Origin of the sequence: Kitasatospora sp. NPDC028055 (genome assembly GCF_040637885.1) — a bacterium.
Classification (GTDB): domain Bacteria; phylum Actinomycetota; class Actinomycetes; order Streptomycetales; family Streptomycetaceae; genus Kitasatospora.
The window spans coordinates 172,813-185,019 of the sequence record NZ_JBEZXE010000003.1; the positions used below are offsets into that span (position 1 = coordinate 172,813).

Consider the following 12,207-nt stretch of genomic DNA (forward strand, 5'->3'; position numbering starts at 1 on the left):
GGCGAGGGCGGGCAGCCGGTCCGGCTGCCCGTGGTGTCGCGCGCCGCCGTACGGTCCGGGTGCGGCTGCGGCCCGTACGGCGCTTCGCGCTCGCGGCTACTGGACGGTGCTCTCCACCTGCTTGACGGTGGCGGCCCACGCCTCCTCGGGGCTCTTGTGGTTCTGCTCCATCAACAGCACGCCGTTGCTGAACGCTCCGTGCAGGTCGCCGTGGTGCGGGCCCGTCTCGGCCGGCGTGATGGCCTTCGCGGCGGTGGAGAAGATCTTGCCGGTGGGGGCGTTCGGGCCGATGTACGGGCTGGTGAAGTCGGTGACGCCGGGCAGCGCGTACGCCTTCTGGTTGGCCGGGATGTTGCCGACCTTCTGGAAGACCTTGGCCTGCTGCTCGGGCTGGGTCAGCCAGACGGCCAGCGCCTGGGCCTGGGCGACGTGCTTGCCGGAGGACGGCACCGCGAGGAAGGAGCCGCCCCAGTTGCCGGCGGAGGGCGCCTGCGCGACGTTCCACTTGCCGGCGTTGGCGGGGCCGGAGTACTTCTCGATGTTCGCCTGCTGCCAGGACGGGCAGACCGTGGTGGCGAAGGTGGAGTTGGAGAAGGCCGTCTGCCAGGGGGTGTCGAACTCCTTGAGCCCCTGGCTGACTCCGGCCTGGACGGCTTCGGAAGCCAGCTTCCAGCCCTTCTGCACGCCGGCCGAGTCCTTGTAGGCGAGCTTGCCGTTCCGGTAGTACTGCTCGGAGTTGGAGGAGAGCACGCCGTTGTACAGGCCGGTGGCGGTGTCCATGAAGAAGGTGCCCTTGGGGGCCTTGGCCTGGTACTGGCGGCCCACCTCGACGTACTTCGCCCAGTCGCCCGCCCACAGGGCGCTGACCTGGGCGGGGTCGGTGGGCAGGCCGGCGGCGGCGAACAGGTCCTGGCGGTAGCAGATCGCCATCGGGCCGACGTCGGTGCCGAGGGCGACGGTGCGGCCGTCGGAGGTGGTGGCCTGCTGCCACTTCCACGGCAGGTAGGCGTCCTTCTCGACGCCCGGGGCCTTGGACATGTCGGTGAACGCGTTGTTGAGCTGGTCGGAGGTGGCCAGGGCGATCCGGCTCACCTCCAGCGCCTGGATGTCGTCGAGACCGCCGCCGGAGAGCCGGGTCTGGAGGGCGGTCCAGTAGTCGCCCTCCACGGTGGTGGTGTTCTCCGTGATGGTGATGTTGGGGTGGGCCTTCATGTACTCGTCGAAGAGCCCGGCCTCCTTGTAGCCGAAGGTGCCGTAGTCGCCCACGCTGAGCGTGACCTTGGCGTTCGGGTCGTCGTCCGATCCGGACCCGGAGGAGGAACACCCGGTCGCCAGCACCGCGGTGACGGCGACGGCGGACACCAGGGCGGCGGTTCTGCGGGAGCGGCGGTGCGGGGACATGGAATCTCCTGGGGTGGTGGGTGGGAGGTACGCGAGGAGAGCGGGGGACCGCCCGAAGGGCGTGGTCGACGGCGTGATCGGGGGCGATCGGAGGGTGATTGGGGGCGTGATCGGAAGGTGATCGGGGGCGCAGAACACGGAGCGTGTGATGGGAGCGCTCCCAAAAGCGGCTGAGCGACACCCTGCTCCGGGTGGTGGGCGGCTGTCAAGAGGTGGTCTTGACGGATCGTCGGCTGTCGTGCGGCCGGTCGGGCGCGCGGCCGACCGGCCGGGCTGCAGGGCGGCGCAGCGGTGGGTCGGCGGTCGGTTGCGGTGGGGTGCCGGTTGGGTGCGGTGGGGCGGGCGGTGCGACGGCGGCGGGTCAGGTGGAGTCGCGCTGGACCAGTGTGGTGGGCAGGATCAGCGGGCTCGGGCGCTCGCCCGCGATCAGCGCGAGCAGCATGCGGGTCATCTCCCGGCCGAGGTTCCGTATCGGCTGGTGGACCGTGGTCAGCGGTGGCTCGGTGTTCTCGGACACCGTCAGACCGTCGAACCCGGCCACGGCGACCTCGGTCGGAACGGCCCGGCCCGCACGGTGCAGCACCCGCAGGGCTCCGGCCGCCATGTTGTCGTTGGCGGCGAACACCGCGTCCAGGTCCGGATGGCGGGCCAGCAGCGCCTCCATGGCCGCGACCCCGCCGCGCTCGGTGAAGTCGCCGCCCTCCTCCGCCCGGTAGGGGAGGCCCGCGAGGGTCATGGCCTCCAGGTAGCCGCGCCTGCGGGCCTGGCCGACCTCGGTGTCCAGCGGTCCGGTGAGGGTCGCGATCCGGGTGCGGCCGCGGGAGATCAGGTGCTCGGTCGCCTGCCGGGCGCCGAGCACGTTGTCCACGTCGACGTAGTACGGGACCTCGCGGTGCAGCGGCTTTCCCCCGAAGACGGCGGGGACGCCGGCGGCCAGGGCCAGGCCGGTCAGCGGATCGTCCCCGCGCAGGGACATCAGCATCACCCCGTCCACCGCCCGCGCCCGCAGCAGCTGCCTGACCCGGACCTGCCCCCGGGCGGAGGTCGCCAGGCACAGCACCAGGTGCAGGTCGGTCTCCTCCAGGACGGTCGAGGCGCCCGCGATGACCTGTCCGTAGAACGGGTCGGCCAGCACCGCCGGGTCCTCCCCGGAGATGATCAGTGCCACGGCCCCCGCCTGCTGGGTGGCCAGGGCACGGGCCGTCGGGTTGGGGACGTACCCGAGCTCGCTGATCGCGCTCAGGACCGCCTCGCGCTTGGCGCGGCTCACGTTCGGGGCGTTGTTCAGCACCCTGGACGCCGCGGTGCGGGACACGCCCGCCCGCTCGGCGACCTCGTCCAGGGTGGGCCTTCGGGGCGTCGGATCGTCCCTCATCGTGTCTTCACCTCGACTTGAAGCCGTTGCACAATGTTACCGTTCACATCCAGCCAGACTGGAAGCGCTTCCAGTCCGGACTGTATAGCGATTCGGGCCCAAGGAAAAGTAAAACGAGGTCCCTTGACATCGCCTCAGGGACGCCCAATCATCTGGCCAATGGAAGCGCTTCCACCTCCCCCACCCCACCCCAAGCGGAGGAAGCCCCATGCGCCGCCCACGCCGCCGCACGGCTCTGCTCATCGCACCCACGCTGACCGCCCTCCTGGTCGGGCTCGACCCGGGAACCGCCCACGCGGCCGACCCCACCAGCATGACCAGCGGCTTCTACGCCGACCCCGACTCCAGCGCCCAGCAGTGGGTCAACTCCCACCCCGGGGACGGCCGGACCGCCGCCATCCGGTCCTCGATCGCCAACGTGCCGGCCGCGCACTGGTTCGGGAACTGGAGCGGCCCCATCGGGACCGCCACCGGCGCGTACGTCGGAGCCGCCGCCTCCGCCGGGAAGCTGCCGATCCTGGTGGCGTACAACATCCCCAACCGGGACATCTGCGCCGGGCAGTCCGGCGGCGGGGCGGGCTCCGCCGCCGACTACGACACCTGGATCGCCGCGTTCGCCGGCGGCATCGGCAACCGGCCCGCCCTGGTCGTCCTCGAACCCGACGCGCTCGGGCACGAGAGCTGCATGACGCCCGCCCAGATCTCCGAGCGCAACGCCATGCTGCGCAACGCCGTCGCCCAGTTCAACGCCAAGGCCCCCAACACCTGGGTCTACCTGGACGCCGGGAACCCCGGCTGGCTGAGCGCCCCCGCCATGGCCAGGCTGCTGGCCGACGCCGGAGTGGCGGGGGCCCACGGGTTCTCGCTGAACGTCTCGAACTTCTACCCCACGGGGCAGAACACCGCCTACGGCAACGACGTCAGCGCGGCGCTGAAGTCCTCGTACGGGTACACCAAGCCGTACGTGGTCGACACCAGCCGCAACGGCAACGGGTCGGACGGCACCTGGTGCAACCCGCCCGGGCGCCGGATCGGCACGCCCACCACCCGCGCCGGCGGTGGCCCCGAGATGCTGCTGTGGGTCAAGTCCCCCGGCGAGTCCGACGGCAACTGCGGCACCGGCAGCGGATCGACCGCCGGGCAGTTCGTGCCCGACGTCGCCTACAAGCTGATCTACGGCTACTGACGCCGGATCACATCCACCCGCCCGGGGCCGGCTGTTGGCCCTGTCCGGCCCCGGGCGGCCCACCTGAGGAAACCGATGAGACCTCGCACCATCCCCCGCCCGTTGGTCCCGGTTGCGCTGGCCGCCCTGCTGACCTCGCTCGCCGTACCGGGCCAGGCGCAGGCGCAGGCGCAGGACCGGCCGGCCTCCGGCCACACCCTGCCCGCCGACACCCGGTTCTACGTCCAGCCGGACAGCGACGCCGCGAAGCAGGCCGTCCGCTCGCTGCTGGAGGGCGACCTCGCGGGCGCCACCGCCATGGCCCAGCTCGCCAGCTGGCCGGAGGCCGTCTGGTTCACCGACGGCACGCCCGCGGAGGTGGAGTCCCGGGCCCGTACCCTGGTCCGCCGCGCCGCCGCGACGGGCACCGTCCCGGTCATCGTGGCCTACAACGTCCCGCTGCGGGACTGCTCCCAGTACTCCAGCGGAGGAGCGCAGTCCGACGCGGAGTACCAGGCGTGGATCTCGGCCCTGGCCCGCGGCATCGGCAGGAGCAAGGCCGTGATCGTCCTCGAACCGGACGCCCTCGCCAACCTGCCCTCCGACTGCTCCCCGACCACCGACCCCACGGGCGCGATCACGGCCGGACGCATCGCGGACCTCCGCCACGGCATCGACGCCCTGGAGCGGCAGCCCGGCACGGTGGTCTACGTCGACGCGGGCAACAGCCACTGGCAGAGCGTCGGCACCGCCACCAAGCGACTGCTGGACGCGGGTGTCGAACACGCCCAGGGCTTCTCGCTGAACGTCTCCAACTTCTTCGCCACCGGCCCGTCCGACCGCTACGGCACCTGGGTGTCCAACTGCCTCTGGTACACCACCAAGGGGCCGGAGTCCGCGCGCGGGCGCACCGACCTGTGCGCCGGCCAGTACTACTCGCCGGCCGCGCCCAACGACGGGAAACCGGGCAACGCGGTCGACGTGGACGACCCCGGCACCTGGCACTGGACCGACCAGTGGTACCAGCAGAACGTCGGCACCCCGCCGGTGAACGAGCTCACCCACTTCGTCGTCGACACCGGGCGCAACGGGCAGGGCCCCTGGACCCCGCCGGCCGGCAAGTACGCCGGAGACCCGCAGACCTGGTGCAACCCGCCGGGCCGGGGCCTCGGCGACCGGCCCACCGCGAACACGGGAACCCCGCTGGTCGACGCCTATCTGTGGATCAAGACCGTCGGCCAGTCGGACGGCCAGTGCAACCGCAACATCCCCGGCGGCACCGTCGACCCCGAGTACGGCACCGTCGACCCGGCGGCCGGCGCCTGGTGGCCGGAGCAGGCCAGGACCCTGGTGCGCAACGCCAACCCGCCGCTGACCTTCGCCCCGTGGGGGCGCCCGCATGACTGACCGTTAGCGGGCGCGAGCCCCTCGTTCAGCTCGTGGCCCGGCCGAGGTAGGTCAGGGGACCGGGGTCGGCGACGGGGATCTCGTGGAAGCCCATCCGGTGGTAGAAGGCGCGCGCCGCCGTGTTCGCCGTGACCATCGCCAGGTGGACCCGCTCCGCCCCGGCCCCGGCCAGGGCGGCGAACAGCTCGGTCAGCAGGGCGCGGCCGTGGCCGCGGCCCTGGTAGTCGGGCAGCAGGTCGATGTGCAGGTGGGCCGGGTAGTCCGCGACCTCGGGGACGAGCATCCGCTCCGGCCGGTGCAGGAGCGCCGTCATCACCTCGTCGGGGGTCGTCGGTTCGCCGGCCGGGAGCGGATGGCGATCGGCGACCACGGGCAGCCACGTGCGGCGGAACTCGCGGACGAAGCGCGGGGTGTCGCTGGTCCCCAGCACGTAGCCGACCGGCCCGGCCCCGTCGTCGAGGACGAAGGCCAGGCCCGGTTCCAGCTCCGTGTAGGGCGCGGCGAAGATGTTCGGCAGCAGGTCCTGGTCGCGGTAGCTGCCGCGGGCGTCGCCACCGGCCTCGGCGGTGCGCATGCAGATGTCGAAGACGGCGCCCCGGTCCTCGGGGCGATACGGGCGGATGACGGGCGCGGGCATGCGGAGCCTTCCGGGCGGATGATCTGGGAGCGCTCCCATCCTATGGGGAGCCCCGCCGGTGTCCGGCGGGGCTCCCGTGCCTGGTCGGGTCAGCGCTGGAGGGTGAGGAGGCCGGGCCGCCACGGGAGTTGGTCGTACGGGCCCGTGGCGTTGGGGCTCTTGCCCTGGTAGAGGAGTTGGAGGTTGCAGGGGTCGATGGTCATGGTCTGGTCGGGGTTGTTGCGGACGAGGTCGCCGTGGCTGATGTCGTTGGTCCAGGTGGTGCCGCTGTTGGCTTTGCCGGCGAAGGGGTTGTTCTCGGTGGCGGCCTGCGGGGTCCAGGTGCCGTTGAGGCTGGTGGCGGTGAAGGAGCGGAAGTAGCGCTGCTCGTGGGCGCCGCGGGCCTCGACGATCATGAGGTACTGGTTCCGGTCCTTGACCTTGTAGACCTGCGGAGCCTCGAACAGGTTCTCCGGGGTGTCGGTCATGACCGTCGTGTACGAGGAGCCGAAGTTGCCCGGGAAGCTGCCGATGGGCATGCTCGCCCGGTAGATGCTGCCGTTGTCACCGGCGAAGAACAGGTACATGTTCTGGTCGTCGGCGATCAGGGTCTGGTCGATCGGCCCCGTGCTGGACTTGGGCAGGCTGCCGGTGAACAGCGGCTGCGGCGCGGACCAGCCGTTCGGGTTGGTCGGGTCGCTGGAGGTGCGGTAGACGAACGGCCACGGACCCCACTGGTAGGCGAGCACCCAGATCTTCTTGGGCGCGAAGTAGAAGATCGTCGGCGCCACGGCGGCCTGTTTCATCCCGGTCTGCGGGGCGGAGGCCATGCCCGACCAGTCGCCGAAGGGGGCGAACGCCATCGAGCCGTAGGAGGAGCCGTTCACGTTCGACGCGTACACCAGGTGCTTGCCGTTGTACGTGACGTCGGTGAAGTCCTTCACCGCGCTCCAGCCGTTCGCGGGCTGCGCCAGCGCGCCCGTCGAGGACCAGTGGTACGTCGACGGCAGGGCGCAGGTTCCGCTCGGGGCGGGCTCTGCCGGGGTCGGGGCCGGGGCGGTCGACCCGGACGGCCGGAGGTTCCAGTGCTGGTTGGCGCCGCCCCAGGAGTCCCAGATCTGGACGGGGGTGCCGTTGCCGGTCTGGCCGCCGGGGGTCTCCAGGGCGCGGCCGCTGGCGACGTTGACGAGGGTGTACGAGCCGTCGCTGTTGCGGTTGGCCTTCCAGCGCTGGTTGGCACCGCCGTGGGCCTCCCACACCAGCGGCTGCGTGCCGTTGGCCGTCCGGCCGGCCGGTTCGTCCAGGACCTTGCCGCTGGCGAGGTTGGTGAAGGTGTAGGAGCCGTCGTCGTTCCTGGCGGCCCGCCACTGCTGGTTGGCGGCGCCGCCGGCGTCCCAGACCTGGAGCGGGGCGCCGTTGCCGTTCTGCCCGGCGAACTCGTCGAGGACCCGACCGGAGGCGCCCACCGCGGAGATCATGTAGACGGCGCCCGGGGTGATCCCGCCGCCCGGCGTGCCACCGCCCGACGTGCCGCCGGCGCTGCGAAGGGTGGCGAGGACGTCGGTGTAGGCGGGCTTCCGGTTGCCGTTGTTGTCGAACAGCAGCGGGTTCTCGCCGGTGCGCCAGGAGTCGCTGTCGCGGATGCCCCAGACGGTGATGCCGGTGCAGCGGGCGACGTTGAGGCAGGACTGGACGGCGCCGGCGTAGGCGGTGGCGGGGGCCTGGGCGATGTCGAGTTCGGTGATCTGGACGTCGACGCCGAGTGCGGCGAAGTTGGCCAGGGTGGTCTGGTAGCTGGGCGGGGGGCCGCCGGCGCCGAAGTGGCTCTGGAAGCCGACGCAGTCGATGGGTACGCCGCGGGACTTGAAGTCCTTGACCATGTGGTAGACGCCCTGGGTCTTGGCGTCGGACCAGTTCTCGATGTTGTAGTCGTTGTAGCAGAGCTTGGCGGACGGGTCGGTGGTGCGGGCGGTGCGGAAGGCCTCCTCGATGAAGCCGTCGCCCAGCACGCGCTGGAAGACGGAGTCGCGGTGCCGGCCGCTGCCGTCGTCGCTGAACGCCTCGTTGACCACGTCCCAGGCGTAGATCTTCCCCTTGTAGTGGGACATCTCCTGGGTGATGTGGTTGTTCATCACGCTGCGCAGGGTGGTGGCGTCGCCGGTGGACTTGACCCAGTCGGGCAGTTGGGAGTGCCAGACGAGGGTGTGGCCGCGCATGCGCTGGCCGTGCGCGGAGGCGTGGTTGACGATCGAGTCGGCGGGCGCGAAGTTGAACGACCCGCGCGAAGGCTCGACGGTGTCCCACTTCATCTCGTTCTCCGGGGTGATCATCTTGAACTCCCGGTCGAGAATGGTCGAGTAGGCCGGGTCGCCGAGCCTGCCCGACGCCACCGCCGTACCGAAGTAGCGGCCGCTGCCGGCTGCCGCGTCGCCGACCGTGGTCGGCGAGTTGGTGCCCGGTGTGAGCGCTGCCATGGCGACCAGCGGGACGGCGGCACCCGTGGCGGCGAGGGCCACGGCGATGGCGATCACGCGGCGGGTCGCCGGACGGCGGCGGTGAGAGCGGTTCTGATCTGGCAAGGGTTCGTTCCCTCTGGGACGGAGTTGGCCGTGGTCTTCGGCCTCGGTCACCTGTCAGTTGCCGCCGTGCGCACAGAGGTTGCCGCGATCGGAGAATATTTTTTTTGGGTGTGGGGGAGGGAGGCTCTGCGCGCTGACGAGGCCCGGTACATCGGCGTGCGCCCGGACGCGACGGATGCGAACAGCGGAACCCCGGCCGGTGGGCGGCCGGGGTTCCGCTGTTCGCGGACCGGGTGGGTCAGTGCTGGAGGGTGAGGAGGGCGGGGCGCCAGGGGAGTTGGTCGTAGGGGGCGGTGGAGCCGGGGGTCATGCCCTGGTAGAGGAGTTGGAGGTTGCAGGGGTCGATGGTCATGGTCTGGTCGGGGTTGTTGCGGACGAGGTCGCCGTGGCTGATGTCGTTGGTCCAGGTGGCTCCGGCGTTGGCTTTGCCGGCGAAGGGGTTGTTCTCGGTGGCGGCCTGCGGGGTCCAGGTGCCGTTGAGGCTGGTGGCGGTGAAGGAGCGGAAGTAGCGTTGCTCGTTGGCGCCGCGGGCTTCGACGATCATGAGGTACTGGTTCCGGTCCTTGACCTTGTAGACCTGGGGTGCTTCGAAGAGGTTCTTCACCGTGTCGGTCATGACGGTGGTGTAGGAGGAGCCGAAGTTGCCGGGGAAGTTGCCGATGGGCATGCTGGCCCGGTAGATGCTGCCGTTGTCGCCGGCGAAGAACAGGTACATGTTCTGGTCGTCACCGATCAGGGTCTGGTCGATCGGGGCGGCGCCGGGGATGCCGCCGGTGAACAGGGGCTGCGGCGCGGACCAGCCGTTGGGGTTGGTCGGGTCGCTGGAGGTGCGATAGATGAACGGCCACACGCCCCACTGGTAGGCGAGCACCCAGATGTTCTTCGGTGCGAAGTAGAAGAGCGTGGGCGCCACCGCGTTCTCGTTCATCCCGGTCTGCGGGGCGGAGGCCATGTCCGACCAGTTGGTGAAGGGGGCGAACGCCATAGAGCCGTAGGACTTCCCGTTCACGTTCGACGCGTAGACCAGGTGCTTGCCGTTGTACGTGACGTTGGTGAAGTCCTTCACCGCGGTCCAGCCGTTGGCCGGTTGCGCCAGCGCGCCCGTCGAGGACCAGCGGTAGGTCGACGGCAGCGGGCAGGTGCCGCCCGGCGGGGTGGACCCGGACAGGCCGCTCCACTGCTGGTTCGCTGCGCCGGTGCACGGCCAGATCTGCACGGCCGTGCCGTTGGCCGTGCCCCCGCCCGCGACGTCCAGGCACAGCCCGGACTCCACTCCGACGACGCTGCCGTCGGAGTTCACCCGCCACTGCTGGTTCGCGCTGCCGGTGCACGTCCAGATCTGCACCCGGGTACCGGCCGTGGTGGCGTGGCCGGGGACATCAAGGCACTTGTTTCCGTACACGGTCAGCTCGTTGGCGGAGGTCGCCGTCCACTGCTGGTTGGTCCCGCCCCAGCAGTCGTAGATCTGCAGGGCGGTGCCATCGGCCTGCCCGGCGTTCTGCACGTCGAGACACCGCCCGGAGCCCGTACCGCGCAGGGCGCCGGTGCCGGTGCCGGTCGCCTGGGCCGGGTCGGCGACGACCATCGTCGCCAGTGCCGCCACGACCGCGAGGACGGCCGTGAGCACCGTGGACAGGCGCCGGTAGGTGGAACTTCGTCTGCGCATGGGGATCTCCAGGGGAATGGGCGGAGCTGTCGCACGCCTTCGTCATGTTTGGGCTCCGGGGTGCGCCGTGCGTACGCTCCGGGAGCCGGCACTTGGCGGGCGCGGAGCGGGAGAGGTGCTCCCCCGCTCCGCCCCCGCCTGCGGTTCAGTTCACCTGAACGTCCAGTGCTGGTTGGCGCCGCCCCAGGAGTCCCAGATCTGGACGGGGGTGCCGTTGCCGGTCTGGCCGCCGGGGGTCTCCAGGGCGCGGCCGCTGGCGACGTTGACGAGGGTGTACGAGCCGTCGCCGTTCTGGCCGGCCTTCCAGTGCTGGTTGGCGCCCCCGTTGGCGTCCCAGACCGCCACCCTCGTTCCGTTGCCCGTCTGGCCGCCCGGCTCGTCCAGGACCTTGCCGCTGGCCATGTTGGTCAGCGTGTACGAGCCGTCGCTGTTCTGGTCGACGCGCCACTGCTGGTTGGCGGCGCCGCCGGCGTCCCACACCTGGAGCGGGGTGCCGTTGCCGTTCTGGCCGGCTGGCTCGTCGAGGACACGTCCGGCGGCCACGTCGGAGAGCGTGTAGACCGTGCCGGAGGTGATGCCGCCGCTCGGTGTGCCACTGCCGCCTCCGCCCAGGGCGTTGAGCACCGCGCCGTAGGCGGCCTTCTTGTTGCCGTTGTTGTCGAACAGCAGTGGGTTCTCGCCGGTGCGCCAGGAGTCGCTGTCGCGGATGCCCCAGACGGTGATGCCGGTGCAGCGGGGGACGTTGAGGCAGGACTGGACGGTGTTGGCGTAGGCGGTGGCGGGGGCCTGGGCGATGTCGAGTTCGGTGATCTGGACGTCGACGCCGAGTGCGGCGAAGTTGGCCAGGGTGGTCTGGTAGCTGGGCGGGGGGCCGCCGGCGCCGAAGTGGCTCTGGAAGCCGACGCAGTCGATGGGCACGCCGCGGGACTTGAAGTCCTTGACCATGTGGTAGACGCCCTGGGTCTTGGCGTCGGACCAGTTCTCGATGTTGTAGTCGTTGTAGCAGAGCTTGGCGGACGGGTCGGCGGTGCGGGCGGTGCGGAAGGCCTCCTCGATGAAGCCGTCGCCCAGCACGCGCTGGAAGACGGAGTCGCGGTGCCGGCCGCTGCCGTCGTCGCTGAACGCCTCGTTGACCACGTCCCAGGCGTAGATCTTCCCCTTGTAGTGGGACATCTCCTGGGTGATGTGGTTGTTCATCACGCTGCGCAGGGTGGTGGCGTCGCCGGTGGCCTTGACCCAGTCGGGCAGTTGGGAGTGCCAGACGAGGGTGTGGCCGCGCATGCGCTGGCCGTGGGCGGAGGCGTGGTTGACGATCGAGTCGGCGGGCGCGAAGTTGAACGACCCGCGCGAAGGCTCGACGGTGTCCCACTTCATCTCGTTCTCCGGGGTCACCATGGTGAACTCCCGGTCGGCGATGGCGGAGTACGTCGGGTCGCCGAGCCTGCCCGAGGCCACGGCCGTACCGAAGTAGCGGCCGTTGTCGGCGGCCGCCGCACCCAGCGTGGTCCCCCCGGCGGCGTGGGCCGCCGGGCTCGCGGTGGCGGCGGCCGTGACCGAGCCGGCGAGCAGGCAGGCGGCGGTCGTGAGGACCGTGCGGAGACCGGGTTTCTGCTTGAGCCATGGCATGACGGATCGTTCTCCTCGTGGGTGGGGGATTCCTGCGTACCGCTCGGGAACCGGCTGTGCGTCCTGACGCTGGTTCCGGAGCGGGCACTCGGCCGATCCGTTCTGTTCCGATCCGTGCTGATCCGGTCCGTTCCGGCCGAGCAGGGCGGGCGGTGCGTGTGCGTGCGGGGTCGGGCCGACGGGGATCGGCCTGGCGGGCGAGGTCCGTTAACGCTCACAATCCACCGGGGAAGACTGCGGCTCGACCTGGCAGGTCGGTACTGGCGGGTCAGCTCTGACGGGCGGTGTCAGGGCTTCGCGCGACGGCGGGCCGTCAGGTCACGCCCCAGGAGCTCGCGGGCGCGCGGGAGCGCTCCCTGCGGGCGTCTCGCC

The 12,207-nt window shown here is 71.0% G+C and carries 8 protein-coding genes; 2 read left to right on the forward strand and 6 right to left on the reverse strand.

From position 1 onward, the window contains the following. Nucleotides 1–96: 96 nt before the first annotated feature. Entirely contained in the window at nt 97–1,401 is a 1,305-nt protein-coding gene (locus AB0F71_RS06890) for an ABC transporter substrate-binding protein (protein ID WP_360229321.1), read from the reverse strand. Nucleotides 1,402–1,762: 361 nt separating this feature from the next. Then, on the reverse strand, nt 1,763–2,776 hold the full coding sequence (locus AB0F71_RS06895) for a LacI family DNA-binding transcriptional regulator (RefSeq protein ID WP_360229323.1): 1,014 nt from the start codon (nt 2,774–2,776) through the stop codon (nt 1,763–1,765). 208 nt (nt 2,777–2,984) lie between these two features. Here AB0F71_RS06895 and AB0F71_RS06900 point away from each other — a divergent pair, with 208 nt between their 5' ends. After that, nucleotides 2,985–3,962, forward strand: coding sequence for a glycoside hydrolase family 6 protein (locus tag AB0F71_RS06900; RefSeq protein WP_360229325.1), 978 nt, complete (start codon nt 2,985–2,987; stop codon nt 3,960–3,962). A 75-nt stretch (nt 3,963–4,037) separates the two neighbouring features. After that, the gene (locus AB0F71_RS06905) at nt 4,038–5,348 is read left to right on the forward strand and encodes a glycoside hydrolase family 6 protein (protein ID WP_360229327.1); all 1,311 of its coding nucleotides are present in this window, start codon (nt 4,038–4,040) and stop codon (nt 5,346–5,348) included. A 25-nt stretch (nt 5,349–5,373) separates the two neighbouring features. Here the strand turns inward: AB0F71_RS06905 and AB0F71_RS06910 are convergent, their stop codons facing one another. From AB0F71_RS06910 to AB0F71_RS06925, 4 genes are all read right to left on the reverse strand, one after another. Further along, nucleotides 5,374–5,985: a GNAT family N-acetyltransferase gene (locus AB0F71_RS06910; RefSeq protein WP_360229329.1), complete on the reverse strand. Its 612-nt coding sequence runs from the start codon at nt 5,983–5,985 to the stop codon at nt 5,374–5,376. A gap of 89 nt (nt 5,986–6,074) precedes the next feature. Beyond that, nucleotides 6,075–8,438, reverse strand: a complete 2,364-nt coding sequence (locus AB0F71_RS06915; protein ID WP_360229508.1) for a non-reducing end alpha-L-arabinofuranosidase family hydrolase — start codon at nt 8,436–8,438, stop codon at nt 6,075–6,077. A 343-nt stretch (nt 8,439–8,781) separates the two neighbouring features. Further along, nucleotides 8,782–10,209, reverse strand: coding sequence for a non-reducing end alpha-L-arabinofuranosidase family hydrolase (locus AB0F71_RS06920; protein WP_360229330.1), 1,428 nt, complete (start codon nt 10,207–10,209; stop codon nt 8,782–8,784). Between the two features lie 150 nt (nt 10,210–10,359). Next, on the reverse strand, nt 10,360–11,835 hold the full coding sequence (locus AB0F71_RS06925) for an endo-1,4-beta-xylanase (protein WP_360229332.1): 1,476 nt from the start codon (nt 11,833–11,835) through the stop codon (nt 10,360–10,362). Nucleotides 11,836–12,207 lie beyond the last annotated feature (372 nt).

What these genes read in the sequence shown, in the direction of transcription:
- AB0F71_RS06890 (WP_360229321.1), bottom strand. Translation starts at nt 1,401, where the DNA reads ATGTCCCCGCACCGCCGCTCCCGCAGAACCGCCGCCCTGGTGTCCGCC.
- AB0F71_RS06895 (WP_360229323.1), bottom strand. Translation starts at nt 2,776, where the DNA reads ATGAGGGACGATCCGACGCCCCGAAGGCCCACCCTGGACGAGGTCGCC.
- AB0F71_RS06900 (WP_360229325.1), top strand. Translation starts at nt 2,985, where the DNA reads ATGCGCCGCCCACGCCGCCGCACGGCTCTGCTCATCGCACCCACGCTG.
- AB0F71_RS06905 (WP_360229327.1), top strand. Translation starts at nt 4,038, where the DNA reads ATGAGACCTCGCACCATCCCCCGCCCGTTGGTCCCGGTTGCGCTGGCC.
- AB0F71_RS06910 (WP_360229329.1), bottom strand. Translation starts at nt 5,985, where the DNA reads ATGCCCGCGCCCGTCATCCGCCCGTATCGCCCCGAGGACCGGGGCGCC.
- AB0F71_RS06915 (WP_360229508.1), bottom strand. Translation starts at nt 8,438, where the DNA reads ATGGCAGCGCTCACACCGGGCACCAACTCGCCGACCACGGTCGGCGAC.
- AB0F71_RS06920 (WP_360229330.1), bottom strand. Translation starts at nt 10,209, where the DNA reads ATGCGCAGACGAAGTTCCACCTACCGGCGCCTGTCCACGGTGCTCACG.
- AB0F71_RS06925 (WP_360229332.1), bottom strand. Translation starts at nt 11,835, where the DNA reads ATGCCATGGCTCAAGCAGAAACCCGGTCTCCGCACGGTCCTCACGACC.